This window comes from Kribbella sp. C-35 (assembly GCF_046549195.1).
Taxonomy (GTDB): Bacteria; Actinomycetota; Actinomycetes; order Propionibacteriales; family Kribbellaceae; genus Kribbella.
Genome location: NZ_JAJPWG010000004.1, coordinates 108,102 through 127,897 on the forward strand (window position 1 = coordinate 108,102; position 19,796 = coordinate 127,897).

Here is a 19,796-nt window from a genome sequence, read left to right on the forward strand (position 1 = left end):
GTTTGACGACGACTTCATCGGTCACGTTCTTGCCGAACTGGGCGGGAGCGAACCAGCGCGAGACCTTCCCAACGGTCGACGGCTCGGTCGGCCTCGACTCGGTGACGGGGGTACGACGGGCGGAGTTGTGGGGCGTGGGGGTCATGCCGCCGTTGCCGTCGTCGTCGGTGATCGCATTCATGTGGCCGTCGAGTTCGACGCGGCCGCTCGGATTGCCGCCGCCGAACATGTAGCGGTTGGCATTCCACGGGTCCGTGCCGAGTCCGAGGTCCTGCGGCGCGCCGTCGAACATGTCGCGGGACAGGAACCGATTCAGGCCGGGGTTGTACTCACGGAACCCCATCTCATACGTGCCTGTGGCACCGTCGTAGCGGCTGGAGTTGAAGCGGTAGGGGTTGACGATGTCGGCGTTCTTGGCTGGGTTGTTATCGATGATCGCGTCGTCGCCTGTTGTGCCGGTCTTGCCGGGTTGGCCGTAGGCCCTAACGGCTTACGGCCACGGCGCCAACGCCCGCGACACCACACCCGATCCCGCCACATCAACCCGAACAGACGGGTAGAACCCGATTGCCTTCACCTCGAAGGTGCTCCTCGATCCCGCACGACATCGTCCTAGACAATCCACATCGTCGCTGGTCAGGAGCACCTTTCAGTTCAACGACACATCCTCAAAGCCAACCGGCATGAATGCCCAGGGCTAGTCCACCCGACGACGTCGCGGCCGGACCGAGGCGGCCGATCCAGTGCGCCAGGGGGCGCGCCTCGACCGTTCAAGCGCGCGGCGACCTTTGAGACCCCGTCGACAGGCCTGCCATCAAACCATCTCGACGATCTTGAAGTCCTTTGGGCTCGCGTCAGCGAGCAACTGCGCCAAATCCCGCCGAAAGAGAAGCCAGTTGGCGAGGTAGTCCTGCCCCTGAATGGCGGCCTTGCAGGCTTCATAGGCCTCCTGCACGCGCCCCAGGACTCGTCACCTCATGCAGCGGCCGGGTGACACCTGGATCGAATGGCGAGTAATCGCCCAGCGCACTCGAATCGCACCACCTAAACAGGATCCGTTCCTACGGAGCTCAGCCGGCCAGCGAGATACCTCCCGGGATCATTCGGGCCCAGCCGGCCCGGCCGCTTGAGCGATCATTCTCGCGGCTGATATGCGTCATGTCTTGCGTAAAATTCCACGGCGGAGCATGCCTGCTCTCTGGTCGGCTCTTGGCCACCCCGCCATTCCTTCCACACGCGAAGCACATCCCTTACCAGGCTGATCTCCAGCAAATATGTCATTCCTTCTGGGGGACTAGCAGCTTCCTCGTCTACCAGGGTGGCCGGTATCGATACGGCTATCGGTTGTCCCGAGGCAACATAGATTGTGAGATCATCATCAAATCGTTCAGCATTGTGGAGCAGATCCCCCAAGGTACTCCGAGCGAACTCATCGCCCTCATATCGCGAACCCACCGACACCTCCTGGATGGAATAGGTCCTGCAAGTCTCCGGCCGCTTCATGCTGGATACGCGGAACGAGTCGCATCACTCCTTCCTCAGTTGCATGATGCCAAGTCCAAAGGGCCGAAGGTGACTGCCGAGAGATACCTCCTCGTGGACCTGCGAGGTTTGTCACGAACTCCAGGAATGAGGTTGTTCATCAGCGTCGCGAATTGGGAGTCGCTGTCGATGGCCGCAAGAAGATCTCGATTCGCCGCCTGGAAGTGTGCTCCTCGCGACCGTCCAGGAAACATGATGCTCGACAGCACTGTCTCATAAGCAACAGAATATGCCTTTCCTGAGCCTAGCGCCGAGCCGCAGGTGTTGTGGACGAGTACCGGTGTTGCGCCGGCGATGACGTAGTACGTGTGGATGCCGTCGACGGTGAGGTTGTACGCCGTTGTGACATGTTGAGAACCTGCTCTGATGCCGATGACCCGGACCAATGCGCCGGTCGGGCTGAGGAGCTCGTCGCCCGGATCGAGCTGGTCCGCGCGCTGGTACTCGCGGTCGGTGACGTTCCAGAACGGGTGGTCTTCGGTGGTTGTGAGGACGCCGCGTTCGACCAGCAGATCGAGCAAGGTGTCGGAGTGGACCCACAGGTGCGTGACCTTACGGGCCCCGCGCTCGCCAGTCTGAGGATCAGTTGCGAGGACCTCGTCGCCGACCTTGACGTCGGCGATGTCCTTGCGCGAGCCATCACCCATCTCCACCAAGGTGTCGCCACTGAAGCTGCAGGCCGACCCAAGCAGTTTGCCAGCCACACGGGACGCCACCGTACTAGCGCCAGCTTCTGCGGCTCTGGCGCCGCCACGGCCGGCACCGCCCCCCGGGATGGGGATGCCAACCACCTTGCCGGCTTTATATGCGAACGAGTCAGTCTCGGCCCCCTGGCCCCAACCACTTGGTCGAACGTGTTGCTGGCACTGTTCCCCGTCAGCGCCAGCAGCGGGGCGGCTGGACCGGCCGCGGCGTTCTGGAGCATGTCGATGCCGCCGCTCGCCATGCCGACCAGGAAGTTGTCGATCGCGGTGTTCATGGAGTCAGGCTTTGCGCCGACAACGTTCACACCGCTCGACGTCGCCTCCACATGGCAGTCAGGACCACAGATCTCCAATGCCGCACCGATGACACCTCCGCCACCCTCGGATCCGGTGTCATTCAGGTGACCGCCGTTCTCGACGCGACTGATGGGGTTGCCGCCACCGAACATGTAGCGGTTCGCATTCCACGGATCCGTGCCCAGGCCGAGGTCCTGCAGCGCGCCGTCGAACATGTCGCGGGACAGGAACCGGTTCAGGCCGGGGTTGTACTCGCGGAACCCCATGTCATACGTGCCGGTCGCGCCGTCGAAACGGCTCCCGTTGAAGCGGTCCCTATTGGTGCAGACCGCGGGACTTGGCGAGTCTGCGAAGTACCGACGTAAGTCGCCTATGCCGGTGGGCTAGCACTGGTTGACCACTCGGCTGAACGGACGAGACGACAAGCTCTCCCGTTGAGCCTCCGAAGCAATGAAGCCGAGCAAATCTGACATCGACCGAGAGATCACGACCTATTGGTCCTCATCACGCTCACCATCCTCGTCGCGGCGGCTTCAACGTGATCGTCTTCGCGACACCGTTGAGGAACGAATAGTTGCCGAGCTTGCTCCAGTGGACAGGCCTCGGCCGAGCCGTAAGGATCGCCATGGAGGTGCCAGCAGCACCGCTAGGGCTCATGATGACGGCCTTGGCCGGCGTGGATTCTCGATCTCCTCGATCCCGGGCTCCAACGCGAGCGTGACTTCGCCCGAACGCTTGTCCACCACGGCGCTCATTGCATGAACCAGCGTCTCTATCGCTGGCTTTGAAAGGCCCGTACGGATGAAGTATTCGGCTCGAGATATGCCCACATATCCCTCTTGGACTGCGAAGCAGAGCCGTTGCGCCTCGTCGGGCGTCATGGCCACTTCGACGATTTCGCCTTCCACACGAACATCCATCGCTGCTTACCTCAACCTTCCAAGGAAGTCTGTGCAACGGGCCGAGCACCCTCTCATTGAGTACTCGCCCTTCTGGACGAAGATCACTCCACCGTCCGCGTCCTACCGTCCTGTGGATTCGTCTTTGAGTGCCTGCCCACCGCTTCAGCACGTGACCGATGCGCCACACTGATTCTACGTAGACACAGATGAATTCACGATATCGGACTGGAGAGCCGCCGAAATCTCAACCAGTCTGCCATCAGTAGAAATTGCGACAATGACGTCTCGACAGCAAACGTAGCGCACAGGTTCTTGATCCGAGAACACAAGACCGACCCGATCACCTGCCCGCACAAGACGCAGGCTTTCAACGATCGCGACAACCGAGCGATCGGGCGCTATGCCTTCCTGGCCCTCCTCCCATCCCCAAAGGGATCGATCGACAACCGGCACCGACGTTTCGACCAGGACGCTAGGAGGCACACGAATTCCTTCTCCGAGCACAGGAGGAGCCTCAAGAACGATCACCTGCACCAGCATTCCGGTCAGCGGATCGATCTTTATCTCAACCTCTCCGCCATAAGAACCAGAGATCCTAAGATACAGCGGCCTCCCCGTCGGTCGTGGCTCCCAGGTGATTTTCAAGGGTATCCATGAATCACTCTCCACAACAACGGCTTCGCAACTCATTGAATCAACTACGAAAATCACACGGCGCCCCAATCATCCCTTGTACAACGCATGATACAAGACAGGAAGCTGTCCCGAGCCTTGCGCGGCGCCGAACTTCAACTCCCAACCGCCAACCGTAACTATCTTGCCGACTGGAAGCCCGCCGACTCCCGCCTCACCTACAGCCGCCTGCAAGCTCCCCAGTTGCACTTGAGTGGCCAAGTCGACCTGCGCACGAGTCGCACCACGTTGAGCCATTCCAGAGAGATATTCAGCAATATGTTCTGTCGCATTTCCATGCACCCAAACCTTCGTATCTCCCGCCACAAGTTCAAATGATCGCGGAAGCTGACTTCCGACATAATTGGGCTGCGTGGCCTTAACGCCATCCCATACCGTTCCGCGACCGGCAAGAAGAATCCGCATCGATGCGCTCTCGGCCTCTGCGGCTGCGAGGCCTTCTGCGGTTCGGACGCCGATTCCGAGGGCCTTGCCTCCGCCTGTGAAGCCCAGGCCTGTCAGTGCGATCCCCGTCTGGCACGCTCGCCAGTTGGTCTGGTAGTCCTGCATTTGAATGGCGGCCTTGCAGGCCTCGTAGGTTTCCTGGACCGGCTCGACGACGAGGTCGTCGGTCACGTTCTTGCCGAACTGGCCTGGAGCGAAATAGCTTGAAACCTTCTGGACGGTCGACGGCTCGGTCGGCTTCGTCTCCGTAACCGGCGGCGGCGTTGATCCGCTTCCGAGGATGCGCGTCACCGGCCTGCCGCAAGCTGACTCGGTTTCGGGGTCGAAGGCGCAATGGCCATCGCTCTCCACACCGGTCACCGGGTTTCCGCCAGCGAACATGTACCGGTTCGCATTCCACGGATCCGCACCGAGGGCCATGTCCTCGAGCGCGCCGTCGTACATGTCACGCGTCAGGAACCGGTTCAGGCCGGGGTTGTATTCGCGGAACCCCATGTCGTAGGTGCCGGTCGCGCCGTCGAAACGTTTGCTGTTGAAGCGGTAGGGGTTGACGATGTCGGCGTTCTTGGCTGGGTCGTTGTCGATGATCGCGTCGTCGCCTGTTGTGCCGGTCTTGTCGGCTTGGCCGTAGGCGGTGTAGCGGTACGTCGACGTCGTGGTGCCTGTTGATGCGTCGGTGAGGGTTTCTACGTCGCCGTGGGGGTTGGTGCCGTAGAACGACTTCTTCGATGTGCTGCCGTTGACCGGAGAGTCGACCAGGGAAAGGTTCTCGCCGGACGCGCCGTAGGCGTAGGACTTCGAGACCTTCCAGGTGCCCGCGGTGTCTTTCTGCTCCTCGATCGCTACCTGATTGGCCAGGCCGACGAACGTGTAGCGGGTGGAGATCGACGCCGCGGCGCCGACCTTCTCGGACTGGTTCACCACCCGGTCGAAGGGGTCGTAGGTCTGGTTGCGGGTGAACGTCGGAGTACCGGCGGTGTCGAACTTTTGCTGGCGGACCAAGCGGTCGTAGCCGTCGTAGGCGTTCTGCTCCACCACCTGCGTGCCGACATCCGACGACGTCGCACGGCCGAACGGGTCGTAGCGCTGGTTCAGGGTCGTGCCACCGGTGACCGTTTTGGTCAAGCGGTTGCGGTCGTAGGTCATCGTCGACGTCGTCGCACCGATCGTCTGCTTGGTGGCGTTGCCGGCCGCGTCGTACTCGTAGGACTCGTTGTCGCCCTTCTCCACACCGGACTTCACCACCGCCTCGAGCTGACGAGCCGGGGTGTAGGTGTAGGTCGACGCCTGGTCCAGATAGTCCGACGAGTTCGCCTTCAGAAGCTTCTCGACATCCTGCGAACGGTCACCATCAGGGGTGTAGCGCAGCGAATGCGACGAGACCAGCTTTCCGCCACTGGTCTTCTCTGTCTGGATCCTCGACAGACCATCCTCGTGATACGTGAACGTCGCCAGGTTCCCGTTCGGCTTCGTGATCGTCGAACGCAGGCCACGCCCGTCATAGGTATAGCTCCACGTGTCCAGCGCGCCTGTTGGAGTGGCGCCGGCCTTGACGGTCGACCCAGCGGTGCGCGGCGCCGCGCGGCACCGGATCATCACCGCCGCCGCAAACGGCGACGACGGTGCTGGCCTCGACCCCGATCAAGCGCACCTGGTCCGGGTGATCGAGTACGACGTCCCTGACCGCGACGGGAACGGCACCGGTGAACTCGTGCTGCTCGCCCTCACCGCTGGGCCGAGGTCCCTCCCACCGTCCTGGCCGACATCACCCGCAACTCAACCCCGCACGGCGCCACCGCGCCGTCAAACGCGCCCGCCACAACAACTACCGCGTCGAGACAGCCAGCGAGCCTGCCAGCCACCATCAGACTCCACATCCCGCGAGCTGCCTGACAACTCAACTTCAAGCTACGTGGCATTGAGTCAAGATGTCGTCAGCATGTCTCGGCCGAGCTTATTCCACGCCACCGGATTCTGCTTCCCCGAAGGGATGGGCCACTGTCCGGTGTCGTATTGCGCCCTGCATGCTTTGCAAGTGCATTGCCGGCCAACCCAAACGCACGGCCTTTATCCTTGGGGTCCAACATCCGACCCGACCGAGAAGCAAAATCCAAGTCCAGAGTGGGGCAGGTCGAATTGTGACCGAGGACTGGAGTTTCGCCCCGCGAGCACGTAGTACGTGTGGAGGTCGTTGACGGCGAGGTTGTCGGCCGTGAGGTCTTCGGCACCTCGCCCACTGCGCATCGGTCGAGACCGCAAAACGCGACATTACGTCAACAACCCCCGCCCATCCCGCCGATCTTTAGGAGGCACGCCCAAGCCGCATCACAGATAGGTATTGAGCCGTTCCCAGATGTACAAAGCCTGCCTGTTCCTCTTTGCAGCCGGGTACTCGTCGCCGATCCATGCCACGCTTCGGCGAATGAAGTCTGTCGCGGCCTGCAGAAAGGCCCCGACGCCAATCCGCGCCACGTCGCTCGACTGCGTCCAGGAGAAGACCAAATCCGTCCGGTCACGGCGGATCCGGATGTATTCATTGGAGTCCGGCTCTGATATGCGATGCTCAACCTCGCCGGCAGTGATACTGCGAACCGCGGCGTCTAGCGTCAGGCACCATTCGACCAGCCCTCGCCAGCCGCTGTCTCGCTCGATGGTTGAGAAATCACCGCCCGGAAGGCGGAAGATTACATCACCCATAAAGGCGCCTTGCAAGATATCAGAGCTCCAAGCCTGCTCCAGGTCGATCCGATCCTCTTTCTTGTACCCAAGGAACGGGTGATTCGTGATGCGAAACCCGACCTCAATGTCGCTTATTTTATCGGCCACATTCCCCCCAATTCTCCCGATGGGGTCATCCACACCTCGACCCGTCCCTCGCCGGCTGAGCCCGCCCCCGGCCAGTTGATGATGTGTTGATGGTTACCCGTCTCGTTCACGAGTCCGGTTTGGTTGGACTGGTGAAGACGTTCCAGGAGACCAGCGAAAAGATCATCCTCAGTCAAATTGTCCGCGAACTTCGTCCCTGTAGTCGACGTTCCAGCACCATGCAGCGGGAGCACGTGGGTGGCGATCCGATTCTGGACCTGACCAAAGCTCACGTCCAGGCCCGAACAATTATGCACCAAGACCGGCGTTTCTCCCGCGAGCACATAGTAACTGTGGATGCCATCGACTGTGAGGTTGAAGGCAGTCAGGTCGGCTGTGCTGGTCGCGACGGATGAGACCGTCATGATGCCGCCGTCGGCGGTGCGCAGGGTATCGCCGGGCCGTAGGTCGATCGCGTAGCTCCACACCGCCTGGCTCACGACCCAGAACGGGTGATGGTTTGTCGCATTGATCGTGGTGCCGTCGGACAGTCGTACCGCCACCATGGTGTGGGGTCCGGAGTGCCGGATCAGGTCGGTGACCTTCTTTGCCTCGGTCGCACCACTGATCGGGTCCGTGGCCAAGACCTCGTCACCCAGTACGACATCCTTGATCGGTTTGCTCGTCCCGTCGGCCAGCAGGACCCGGGTGTCGCCGGTGAAGCTGTTCGCCCTGCAGGCATCGGCGGCGGCCTTCTCACCTGCCACAGCTTCGTCGGTGAGTTTGGCGCCCTTGCCGAACCACTTGCCGACCGTGGATAGCGTGCCGGCGATTGGGATCATCGCGGCGCAGCTGGCGATCGCGTTGCCGGTCTCACCGTCGTGGGCGTACCAGGCGCAGTTGGCGCCGTCCGCCGCCTCACCGACGACAGGGACCGATCCAGCTGCGTCAAGAGTCAGGTGCAGCAAAGGCTTCGCGGTATCGACGATGTCTCCGCTCGCGTCCCCCTCGAATGTCCAAGCGCCATTACCGAGAATCTTCAACTGACAGTCCGGGCACCGTTCCAGCACAGGCCCGACAATCGTCCCGCCGCCGCCCTCGGACCCGGTGTCGTTGAGGTGACCGCCGTACTCGACGCGGGTGATGGGGTTGCCGCCGCCGAACATGTACCGGTTCGCGTTCCACGGATCGGTGCCGAGTCCGAGGTCGGTGAGGGCGCCGTCGAACATGTCGCGCGTGAGGAACCGGTTGAGGCCGGGGTTGTACTCGCGGAACCCCATGTCGTAGGTGCCGGTCGCACCGTCGAAGCGACCCGAGTTGAACCGGTAGGGGTTGACGATGTCGGCGTCCAGGGCCGCGTCGTCTTTGATCTCGTCGTCGCCTGTCGTGCCCTTCTTGTCGGGCTGGCCGTAGGCGGTGTAGCGGTACGTCGACGTTGTCTGGCCGGTGGTCGCGTCAGTCAGCGTTTCGGTGTCGCCATGCGGGTTCGTGCCATAGAACGACTTCTTCGATGTCGTGGTGTTGACCGGGGTGTCGACCAGGGAAAGGTTCTCGCCGGACGCGCCGTAGGCGTAGGACTTCGAGACCTTCCAGGTGCCCGCGGTGTCTTTCTCCTCCTCGGCCGCAACCTGGTTCGCGAGACCGACGAACGTGTAGCGGGTGGAGATCGACGCCGCGGCGCCGACCTTCTCGGACTGGTTCACCACCCGGTCGAAGGGGTCGTAGGTCTGGTTGCGGGTGAACGTCGGAGTACCGGCGGTGTCGAACTTTTGCTGGCGGACCAAGCGGTCGTAGCCGTCGTAGGCGTTCTGCTCCACCACCTGCGTGCCGACATCCGACGACGTCGCACGGCCGAACGGGTCGTAGCGCTGGTTCAGGGTCGTGCCACCGGTGACCGTTTTGGTCAAGCGGTTGCGGTCATACGTCATCGTCGACGTCGTCGCACCGATCGTCTGCTTGGTGGCGTTGCCGGCCGCGTCGTACTCGTAAGACTCGTTGTCGCCCTTCTCCACACCGGACTTCACCACCGCCTCCAGCTGACGAGCCGGCGTGTAGGCGTAGGTCGACGCCTGATCCAGATAATCCGACGAGTTCGCCTTCAGAAGCTTCTCGACATCCTGCGAACGGTCACCATCAGGGGTGTAGCGCAGCGAATGCGACGAGACCAGCTTTCCGCCACTGGTCTTCTCTGTCTGGATCCTCGACAGACCATCCTCGTGATACGTGAACGTCGCCAGGTTGCCGTTCGGCTTCGCGATCGTCGAACGCAGGCCGCGCCCGTCATAGGTATAGCTCCAGGTGTCCAACGTCCCCGTGGGAGTGGCGCCGGCTTTGACGGTGTCGACCAGGTTGCGGACATCCCACGTGTACCCGGTGTACCGCGTCACACCCACCGTGTTCGCGTCCGCCCCACGCTGGGCATTCGTCGACAAGACGTTGGAGTCGAGGTCGTAGGTGTAGTCGGTCTTCGCCTTTTCCGCACCGGCCTTCAACTCCTGGACCTGGATAGTGCGGGCGAGGCCGTCGGTGGTGATCTTGAAGGTGTCGGTTGCCGCGTTGGGGTTGTTGTCCTTGACCTCGGTCTGCTGGCCGTTCAGGTCGTAGGTGTAGGTGAACGAGCGGGACTCGACGGGGCTGGTCGAGACCAGTTTGATCGCGTCCGCGACCACCACACCTGTAGCGGACGGCTTCAGCGTGATCGTCTTCGCGACACCGTTCGGGAACGAGTAGTTGCCGAGGTTCACCCACGGCGTCGCCGCCGTACACGCCTTCTGATCAACCGTCTTCGTGGCAGCACCAGTCGAATGGTTGATCGTGTACGTCGCCGCGGTGGTAGCGCCTGCATTGACCGGACAGGAGGCGTAGACGTCGAACGAACCCGCAACGTCGGGCAGCACCCGCCAGTTGAAGGTGTCGCTGGCCTCCGGCGTACCAACAGCCGCAGCCGCGTGCGTGCGGTAGTTGGCACCCTGGGTGTTGGTGCCGCCGGCAACCGTCGCCCAGGTACCCGTCGAGGTGGTCTGCCAGGTGTCGGCGTTGTCGACGATGTCGACCGGCTGCTGCGCAGCCGTGTCGGAGCGGGACTGCAACGCACCGTCGGGGTAGTAACCCCAGGCCTGCGTCCGCTTCGCATCGTCACCCGGCACCGTCAGCGTCCGGTCAGTCTGCTGACCGAGCTGGTTGTAGCCGTACGTCGCGGTGATCTGCCACGGATCCGTCGACGTCTTGATGTCACCGGAGCCGAAGTAGGTGAAGTTGGTCCACTGCGACCCAGAACTGCCGAACGTGGGCTCAGATTGGGCCTTGATCTCGCCGGTCGGGAAGTACTGGATGAACGTGCTCGACGGCGTCTTGTACAAGGTGGTCGCCGTGTCGAACGCGGACTTGTTCTGCACCGGCCGGTTGTTCTTGTCGTACACCGTCTCGGAGTACCGGCCGCTGGGCCGGGTCTGACGAGTCACGTTGCCGGCCTGGTCGTAGGCCAGCGTCGTGACCCGGTCCTCCTGATGGGCACCGATCGGGGTGTGCGGGACATGGATCGCGATCGGCTGACCGGCCTCGTCGTACTCGGTCCTCTTCGTGTTGCCGGTCTGATTGATCTCAGAGGTGACTAGGCCGTCGGCGTCGTAGACCGTCTTGCTGGTGTAGCCGGCCGCGTCGGTGACGGCGGTGGGCCGGTGGTTCAGGTCGTAGACCGTCTTCGATGTGTAGTCCGTCGCGGGAGAAGCGTTCCGCAGCGGATCCATCACCGTCACCTGATTTCCGACCAGGTCGTACTCGTACGTCGTCGTCGGCGTCTTCGTCGTCCCGCCGTCAACGAACGGGGTCTCGACCGTCAACACCTGACCGATCCGGTCATAGCTGTACTTCGTGACGAAATCGTTCGCGTCCGCCGTGGTCGCAACGCCCTTCGGCGCGGTCTCGGTGATCTTGCGACCCAGCACGTCGTAGGTGTAGGCGAGCTGCCGGCCGGTCGTGTTGTTGTCCGGCAGCGTCTTGGTCAACAAGTTGTCCGCGGCATCGAACGTCGACACCGACTGCGCACCGTTCGGCGCGGTCTCCTTCGTCACGTTGTCGTTGAGGTCGTAGTCGGTCACCGTGGTTCGCACCACCGCCCCGTCGTACGGCTTGGTGATCTTCGTCGGACGACCGAACGCGTCGTACTCCGCCGTCGTCAACCGCAGCAACGCATCCTTGACCTGCAGCACATTGCCGCGGTCGTCGTACGTGAAGTCGGTCTTCGCCAGCTCCGGATCAGTGATCGACAACGGGTAGCCGCTGGCGTGATAGTTCGAGTCGGCGCCGTACTGCGTCGCGTTGCCGCGCGCGTCGGTGACCGTCGCCAGCGTCCCGTTCGAGTTATAGCTGTACGTTGGCCCGAAGCCGAGGCCGTTCTTGACTGTCTTGATGTTGCCGTTCGCGTCATACGTGAACGTGTCGGTCCGGCCCGCGGCGCTCTTCTTCGACAACAGCACCGTCGGCTTCGCGCCGGTGGTCAGCGTCTGGTAGGTCAGCAGCACACCCGGCAGACCGTTCTTGACCGCCATCGCATCCTTCACGACAAGCGGGTAGCCGGTCTTCGGGTCGTACTCCCACGTCGACACCGCGTCATTGGGTTCCTGCAACCGGATCACGTTGTGGTCGCTGTCCCAGCCCAGCAAGGTTGTCTTGGTGCCTCCCGTGGCGTTCTGGTTCGCGTCGAGGATGCTGGTGGTGCGGCCGTAGCCATCCATCTGGTACGTCGTGACCGACGGCGTGGAACCGTTGACGTCGGTGACCGTGGCCACCTTGACCTTCGCGGACGGATCCGGGTCCGCGTACGAGAACGTCGTGTTGTTGTTCCGGCGATCGGTGTAGCTCTTCGCCCACAACGCGTACGACGAGGTCTCCGTCGACGTGTAGTACTGGACCTTGGTCTCGGCGTTGCGCGGATCCTTGATCGAGATCAGCTTCGTGTTGCCGTTGTTCGACGTGTCGGTGTAGGCGAACTGGAACGCTTTCACCGGCGCACCTGCCCCGAACGTCGCCGTACCTGGGTCGAACGCACCGCCGTCCTCGAGCTTGGTCAACTGATGCGAGCTGTTGTAGTTGAACTTCAACGCCCGACCAGACAGGTCCCGAATCCACACCAGGCCCGCAGCGGCATAACCAAGAGTCAGAACCTGCCGGTTACGAGCATCGGTGACCGTCGTCAAACGCCCGCTGCCGTCGTAGCTGAACGACATCGTGTTGCCGTTGCGATCCACCACCGACGTCTGCCGGCCGGAGTCCTTGTTGAAGTAGAACCGGGTCCCATCCGGACGGGAGAAGACCCACTGATGATCCGCATCCGCGGTCAGATCACGGGTGAGATCAAGGCCCACACCAGCAGGGCGGGTGTAGGTCAACAGGTTCGCCGTCTCGGTGGCGAGTTTGTACGTGTGCGTCGTGCCGTCACCGTCGATGAACGTCATCAGGTTGTTGACACTGTTGCCACTCGGAACCGACAGTCGACTGCCCAGCCTGGTCAATGTCGCCGGCTGCACCGAGAACCCGAATCCGGCGCCCGGGTCAGGCACGCTTTCCATGCTGTTGTACGCCAGCCTGACAAACGCCGACGGCCCGATCGACGGGTTCGACAACGCGTCGTACGACCACACGACGTTCCCGTTGTACAGGTTCGTCAGCAACTGCGATCCGCCACCGGTCTCCTCACCGGTGTAGGACAAGAACTTCTCCAGACCCAACTCGTCCGACGTCGGGTCCTCGACATAGCGATCCACACACAGATACCCAGTCGTGACGACCACACAGCCCTGGGATGGATGCGTCGTGTTCGACGACGGCGGGACAGTCTTGGAGTACCAGTCCGTTCCCGTCCACAAATCCAGGTAGAGGTCGTAGGCCAGCCGCTTCGTGCCGGTGTCGGAATTGATCGGTGTCCTGATCGGCAGATTCAGTCGTACCGACTCACCGGGGGCCAGCACCTTGCCGAGCGGCACGAAGTTGCGGTCACCCGACACGGTGATGTCGGTGCTGCTGCCCGGCTCCGTCCAGCGGTACGACAATTGCAACCCGCTCTGCCAGGTGCCGTTCGTCGTGTTCGTCACCGTGACCGGCGTCGTGATCGTCGTACCCGGAACGAACCGCTCCGGCATCTCGTCGGCCTGGTAGGTCTCCGCGTCGTTCTTGGCCAGGTGTTCGATCCACAGGCGGGGACGGAACAAGGTGTCCGGGGACTCGCCGTTCGTGATGCTGAACAGCTGCTGTTGCACGGTCTCGTCGTGCGTCTTCAGGAGCAAGCCGTGGTTGTTGCCCGGATTGTCCACCCACGACTGGATCTTCGGCAGCAGCACGCTGCCTTGCGCCGACGACGTGAACGTCAACCGCTTCGGGTTGTTGTCCGACGTCAGACTGGTCAGCACCGTCGGGTCGTAGTCACCACCCGCGCCGGTCCAGTTGATCGTCGACGCCGCCTGGTTCCACGTCGCCTCGGTCTCGACGAAGTCCCGCGTCAAACCGTGCAGGTCAAGCGTTGCGCTGCCGGTCCCGGAGCCGTAGTTCGCGAACAGTTCCACCCGCGCGTCAGTGACCTTCGTGCCCTGCTTGATCGCCGCGGTGTCGAACTTGAACACCCCGCGCTCGACGCCGTACGTCGGGTGGTTGTTGCCGACCTGCACCCAGTACCGCGTATTCCCGGTGCCGCCATCCGGACGCGACACGTTCTCTGTCGCCTTCGTCTTGCTCAACGTGGTGTCGGAGATGTCGCCGCCGAACGACTGCAAGATGCGGCCCTCGCGCGGCATCGTCACCGTCTGCACGTTCGACGCGGCCTTGCCGTTCGACGTACCGTCGCCCACCATCCGCGCGACAACCCAATAGCTGTACGTCGCAGGGTCCGGAAGGGCCCCGTCCAGCGTGGACGGCTTCGCGGTCGCGTCGGTGAACGACGTCACGTCCGGTGCGACGGTCCCGACCAGCTCGAGCGCGCCCGGGGCTGTGGTCGAGAAGTAGTCGCCCACCGGCGTGGTGCAGCCGTCCGCCGGCAGCGCGCGGCAGCCGCGGAAGATCTGGTACTCGACCAGGTCGTCATCGTCGGCCGGCGTCGGGTCGATGTACTTGTTCCAGGACAGCTCCGCACCCGATGCGTTGATCGTCGACGGCGGGTTGAGCGTGACGCCGGGTTCGTCGTACGTGATGACCAGATTCGGCCGGGCAGCCGTCTCGCCGCCGTACGTCCCCTCGCTCGCGCTGTAGTACAGACCACCGGCCGGCGCCGTCGCCGGCACCTCGTCGACAGCCTTCAGCATCACCCCGAAGTTCGACGCCGGGCTGTTCACCCACGACTGCACATAGCTGCCCAGCCCGTACGAGTGCCAGCCGTCGCGGTCACCGGCCTGCTTCGTCGCCGTCGAGTACTTCGTCCACGACATCGCGTCCGCGACCGGGATGGTGGCCACCCCGGACTGGTCGCGAGTGGCCTTGACCTGCGTCGTGTTGCCTGGACGCGAATGAATGGTGCCCAGGGTGTACCACTGCGCACCCCCCGCGACACCGGCCGTCTGATCCCAGGTCGTGGACTGCGTCGTCACCTGGCCGTCGGGCGTGGCTCCGACAAGTGTTGTCGGCAACTTTCCGCGAACCGACGACTGGAAGTAAAACCCTCGTACCTGATAATCGCCCTCGCTCGGTACCCGGGCATTCCACGTGAAGGTGTCCGGCGCAGTACCCGTCAGCCCGTACGAGAACGAACCGTTCACCGCACTTGCGTTGCTCTGGTACTTCCACGGCCCTTCGTACGTCGTCGACAACGTGTCCTGGTCGTCGACCGTCACCGTGTTCGTCGCGTACGTCCCGTTCCACGCCGCATTCATCGACGCCCACGTCGCCGTCGCCTCCGACCAGGCCGAGGTGACCTTCACCGCCGCGAACGGCAGCTTCACGTCCGCACCGAACCCCGCACCGTAATGCAGGTTCAGATCAGCCGACCGGATCGTCGTCGTGGTCGGGATCATCGAGGTGTCGAACTTCAGCAGACCACGCCACGTGTTGTGGCTCGCGTCGTCGCCGACCAGCATCGTCGGGTTCGTGCCGTAGTTGGTGCCCGCGTTCGCCTCGGAGATGGACGTGTCCTGTGCGGCGTCCGGGTCCGGTACGACGACGATCGTCGGGTCGATGACGATCGGGAACACGCGCTCCTTCGCCGCCAGCCACGCGTGATCCGGCTTCAGCGTCAGCAGCGTCTTGCCGCCCTGCTGAGTGACCGTCTGGGTGATCTTGTCCGAGTACCCCGGCTGACCCAGCTGGTTCGCCGTCGAGGAGTCGTACATGTTCGGCGCCGGGATCACGTACTTCGGCCGCTCGCCATCGTTCTTCTTGAAGAACCCGATCGACCCATCCGGTTGCGCTTTCGCGGTCAACCCGCTGGTGTGCAGCTCGAACGCGTACTCACCCGCCACATCCGCCGCCGCCGTCAGTACGACGGTCTCCTTCACGCCGGTGCGCGACACGTAGTACCGCACGTCCGCCGTACCAAACACGTCCGGGAACGCGACCGACGAGTCCTTCACCACCGGCGTCAACGCGCGCTTGTCACCCGCCGCACCAAGACCGATCGACTCCCCATCAGCCTCGAACGTCAGCAAACGATCGCTCGATTTACCGAACCGCGTCCGGAAGGAGTTCTTCGCGTTCTCGAACGAGTCCTCGCCGGTGCCGGCCGTGACCTTGGTGTCGACGTTCTGCCACTTGCCGTTGGAGTCCTTGTAATGCACCGGTTCCGTCGACAACTCGACCTGCGTTGTTCCGTCGCTCATGCGATACGAAGTCGACGACGCCGTACGCCGCTCCTCGAGCTCCCGCACCCGCGTCGGCCTCCCGGTCGAAGCCGCCACCGTCGACGCGTTCTTCACCCGCGCGGGCAACGGCGGCGCCAACGGACCGGCAGCCGCACGAGCCGCCTGCGGTACGGCGACCTGCGCAACCTGGTGCGGATGCGCGAGGGCGGTCGCGGGTACTCCCAGAGACGCCGGAAGAGACAGAACGAGGGCATACGTCAGCAACCTGCGGGTGCGGCGCATCGACACTCCAAGATCGGGGCGGAATCCGGCGCACCCCGAGTGACACCGGCGAAAGTCAGGAAAGTTTTATCCTTCCAACACGCACCGGCGCAACCCCGTTGCAGCTTGTTGCAAACTTAGGAAACCCTTAGCAACAAGGGCAAACGGCAACTCGTTGGCAAGGCCTACATGACCGACGAGTAGCGTGTAGGGTCCCGGCTTGTGGAACCGCCCTTCACCCCCTGTGATCAGCTCACAGCGACCGGACGGGCACCCACCGTTGTGATCTAGGCCAATTCAGTCACTGATCGGCAACATTTTCACTGCAACGGCGTTTGATCTCGTACTCTCCCTCCGGGGATTCATTGAAACGACCTGGGGGGGAACCCATGTTTCGGAGGCTTCTTGCCTCGGCTGCCGCATTGGTTGTCGCGGCCGCGGCGATCGTGTTCATCGACCGGGCGGCCGACGCGGCCGCGGCCAGTGTCAGCATTACGGCGACGCAGGCGTCGAACGGTACGACCACGCTGACGTACCGCGCGACCGTGCTCAAAGCCGGCGCGATCCGCGAGGTCACCATGGCGATCCCCGCCGGGACCACCGGCCGGGTCACGTCGATCAACGGCACCGTCAGCTCGGTCACGAGCACCGTGCTGCGCTGGCGACCCACCCGGGTCACGAACGTTGCCGTCGGCGCACGACTCGCGATCCCGCTGTACGGCCTGAAGCTGCCCGCGGGCGGCCCGTGGACGCTGGGATTCAAGTCGATCGGTACGGCGGGCCAGGTGATCACGTCCGGCGCCGGCGTACTGCAGCCGTTGAAGACCTACACCGCCGCCGTCGCGGTCAAGGCGACGAACCCGATTCCCGCCCAGACAACGAATCTGACCTACCAGGCCACGATCACCAGCGCGGGCACCCTAGGCGCCGTACGCATGCAGTTGCCGACCGGCGCCACCGGCACATACAGCACCATCAACGGCACGCTCGCCGTCAGCGGCGGCTACGCAACCTGGAAACCGAAGTCACCGCTCAATGTCGCAATCGGCGCACGCCTGGCCATCCCGGTCAACGGCGTCCAGCTCTCCCGGTACGGCGGAACGATGAGCCTCACCGTCTCCGCGACCACGCCAACCGGCACCGTCCTGAGCAGCGGCGCCGGAAGCATCGCGTTCATCGCACCGCCCGCCGAGATGCCCGCCGTCGCGGCCGCGGGCTTCGCCTCGCCGCCGGCCGGATGCCCCGAGACGTGGCCGACAACAACCGCCGAGAACGCCAAGCCGGGCACCGGCGACTGGGTCATCCCAACCACCATGAACGGCACTCTCGCCGCCTACCTGACGCAGGTCTCCGCCAGCTGCGGCGACTCCGTCGACCTCAAGGTCACCTCAGGCAATCCGGTCAGCGTCGTCGCCTACCGGATGGGGTACTACGCCGGACTCGGCGCGCGAGAGATCTGGCGGCAGGACGACGTACCGACTGTGCTCCAGGACCAGCCGACCACCGGCGGTGTCTCGGCCGACGGCAAACCGCTGCGGATGACGTCGGCGGCAGCCTGGTCCAAGACGCTCAGCATCGCCGTGGACAAGGACTGGACGCCGGGAACGTACCTGATCAAGATCAGTGACGGCACATCCGCGACGTACGCGCCGCTGACGGTTCGCGACGACACCGGCACCAAGCACGACCTCATGATCCAGCAGGCGACCGCGACCTGGCAGGCGTACAACAGCTACGGCGGATCGGGCTTCTACACCGGCGGAGTCGACGGCGGCTCCGGCCGGCTGACGTTCGACCGGCCGTACAACGAAGGCCAGGGCTCCGGGCAGTACCTCACACTCGAACAGGGACTGGTGTTCTGGGCCGAGTCGAAGGGACTCGACGTCACGTACTGGACCAACAACGACCTCGACCAGTACGGCGGTCAACTCTCGACCCGAGCCGCGACGATCTTCCTGCCCGGACACGACGAGTACTACTCGCTGCGGATGAGGGCCGCGCTCAGCCAGGCGATCGCCCGCGGTGTCAACGTCGCCAACCTCGGCGCGAACACGGCGTACCGGTTGATCACCTTCACCGACGACACGCGGCGGGCCTGGGACATCGACCGCTACACCGACGGCTACAACTCGACGACGTGGCGCTACCAAGGTGACGCCTACGCGTCGCAGCCGCTGCTCGGCGCGGACTACATCTGCCCGGTGATGGGCAACACGCTGACGACCGGCAGCGGATGGATCTTCGATGGTGTCCCCAACGGTACGGCGCTGCCAGGATTCATCGCCGGCGAGGTCGACTACGTCTGGCCCGATCTCTACAAGCAACCGGGCCTGACAACGCTCGCCGCCGGTACCGGAGCGTGCCGCTCGAACGGCCGCGCCGCCCCCATGCACGTCACCGCGTACACCGCCCCGTCGGGCGCCCGCGTCCTGAACGGCTCCACCTTCGCCTACGGCTGCTTCCTCGTCGGACGGTGCCCCTCGAACTGGACAGTCCCCGCCCCCGACGCGGCCTCACAGAAAACAGTCGCCACGATCGTCGGCAACATCACCGAGTGGGTCTCCCGCGGCACCATCGCCGTACCAGCCGAAACCACAGCCGCGAAGATCCGCGTCGCCGTACCGAAGCACCCACTGCAAACCAACACCCAACCCTGAGCTCACGTAGGACCCACCCTGGCGCGGAGGCCCCGCGTCAGGGTGGGGACCATCACCGTCGCAGCGATGAGGTGTAGTGCGAGGAGGGCGGTGGTGGTAGCGGTGTTTGCCCCGGAGAGGAGGGGCGGGACGAACGAGATCGCGGTCAGCGACACTGCCGTCCGCACGAATTGCTTGGCGGGGTGAGCGCTCCACCGAAGAAGAGCGACGGCGATGACGCAGCCCACGGCCGAGAAGAAGCCGGTCACCACCGCGATCCCCGACAGCGGGATCGCCTCGCCGCTATCGGAGACCTCGAAATCGACCCCAGCGGCCCGGGCCAGCGCAGCGGTCAGCGTGGTGGCCGCCATCGCCGCGAGTGTGGCGATCAAGCCGGTGCCGAGGAACCCGCGGAGTCGGTGCGTGCGACTGCTCCGGCTCGATGGCGGGCCCGCGACGGCACCGGTGTCATTCATGCTGTTCATGTCGTTCCTCCATGCTTCGGTATCTGGCGTGACGATGCAGACCCTCGCCGTACGACGGCCGGGGTTGCGCAGGGCGCGGACGCCGGTGCCGCGGAGCCAGAACCCGGCGTCGCGTCCGAGGACCGGCCCGGGCTCGCCGTCGCGCAGCTCCAGCTCCACGCGCCCGCGGGTGACGACGCCGAACGCGTCGTACCACTCCGCTCCGACGACCGCGACACGCTCGCCGCCGCGCAGCGCGAGCGTCCGCACC

At 63.8% G+C, this 19,796-nt stretch carries 11 protein-coding genes and 2 pseudogenes; 2 read left to right on the plus strand and 11 right to left on the minus strand.

Annotation, left to right across the window (positions count from 1 at the left end; translation table 11 throughout):
* The first annotated feature begins 2 nt into the window (after window positions 1-2).
* Window positions 3-233 carry a hypothetical protein gene (locus ACLJOO_RS26385; protein WP_410790080.1) on the plus strand — a complete coding sequence of 77 codons (231 nt, stop codon included), beginning with the start codon at window positions 3-5 and terminating at the stop codon, window positions 231-233.
* 8 nt (window positions 234-241) lie between these two features.
* Here ACLJOO_RS26385 and ACLJOO_RS26390 read toward each other — a convergent pair.
* The 10 genes and pseudogenes from ACLJOO_RS26390 to ACLJOO_RS26435 form a co-directional block, all read right to left on the minus strand.
* Window positions 242-436, minus strand: a pseudogene (locus ACLJOO_RS26390) (RHS repeat-associated core domain-containing protein); the annotation flags it as partial.
* A 378-nt stretch (window positions 437-814) separates the two neighbouring features.
* Window positions 815-955: a hypothetical protein gene (locus ACLJOO_RS26395; RefSeq protein ID WP_410790081.1), complete on the minus strand. Its 141-nt coding sequence runs from the start codon at window positions 953-955 to the stop codon at window positions 815-817.
* 483 nt (window positions 956-1,438) lie between these two features.
* A complete protein-coding gene (locus tag ACLJOO_RS26400; RefSeq protein ID WP_410790082.1) occupies window positions 1,439-1,528 on the minus strand; it encodes a hypothetical protein in 90 nt (29 codons plus the stop codon).
* Window positions 1,529-1,538: 10 nt separating this feature from the next.
* Entirely contained in the window at window positions 1,539-2,246 is a 708-nt protein-coding gene (locus ACLJOO_RS26405) for a Hint domain-containing protein (protein ID WP_410790083.1), read from the minus strand.
* 461 nt (window positions 2,247-2,707) lie between these two features.
* Window positions 2,708-2,809, minus strand: a pseudogene (locus tag ACLJOO_RS26410) (hypothetical protein); the annotation flags it as partial.
* Window positions 2,810-3,196: 387 nt separating this feature from the next.
* Complete coding sequence (locus ACLJOO_RS26415) at window positions 3,197-3,463, minus strand: hypothetical protein (protein ID WP_410790084.1); 267 nt, start codon at window positions 3,461-3,463, stop codon at window positions 3,197-3,199.
* 174 nt (window positions 3,464-3,637) lie between these two features.
* Window positions 3,638-4,156 (minus strand): hypothetical protein, encoded by a 519-nt coding sequence (locus ACLJOO_RS26420; protein ID WP_410790085.1) that lies wholly within the window; start codon window positions 4,154-4,156, stop codon window positions 3,638-3,640.
* Window positions 4,157-4,168: 12 nt separating this feature from the next.
* Window positions 4,169-6,178 (minus strand): RHS repeat-associated core domain-containing protein, encoded by a 2,010-nt coding sequence (locus ACLJOO_RS26425; protein ID WP_410790922.1) that lies wholly within the window; start codon window positions 6,176-6,178, stop codon window positions 4,169-4,171.
* Window positions 6,179-6,907: 729 nt separating this feature from the next.
* A complete protein-coding gene (locus ACLJOO_RS26430; RefSeq protein ID WP_410790086.1) occupies window positions 6,908-7,441 on the minus strand; it encodes a hypothetical protein in 534 nt (177 codons plus the stop codon).
* Window positions 7,393-16,446, minus strand: a complete 9,054-nt coding sequence (locus ACLJOO_RS26435; RefSeq protein WP_410790087.1) for a DNRLRE domain-containing protein — start codon at window positions 16,444-16,446, stop codon at window positions 7,393-7,395. Before ACLJOO_RS26435 ends, ACLJOO_RS26430 begins: the two co-directional genes overlap by 49 nt.
* Before the next feature lie 368 nt (window positions 16,447-16,814).
* Here ACLJOO_RS26435 and ACLJOO_RS26440 point away from each other — a divergent pair, with 368 nt between their 5' ends.
* On the plus strand, window positions 16,815-19,082 hold the full coding sequence (locus tag ACLJOO_RS26440; RefSeq protein WP_410790088.1) for a N,N-dimethylformamidase beta subunit family domain-containing protein: 2,268 nt from the start codon (window positions 16,815-16,817) through the stop codon (window positions 19,080-19,082).
* A gap of 2 nt (window positions 19,083-19,084) precedes the next feature.
* Here the strand turns inward: ACLJOO_RS26440 and ACLJOO_RS26445 are convergent, their stop codons facing one another.
* Complete coding sequence (locus ACLJOO_RS26445; RefSeq protein ID WP_410790089.1) at window positions 19,085-19,795, minus strand: DUF6069 family protein; 711 nt, start codon at window positions 19,793-19,795, stop codon at window positions 19,085-19,087.
* Between the last annotated feature and the right edge of the window lies 1 nt (window position 19,796).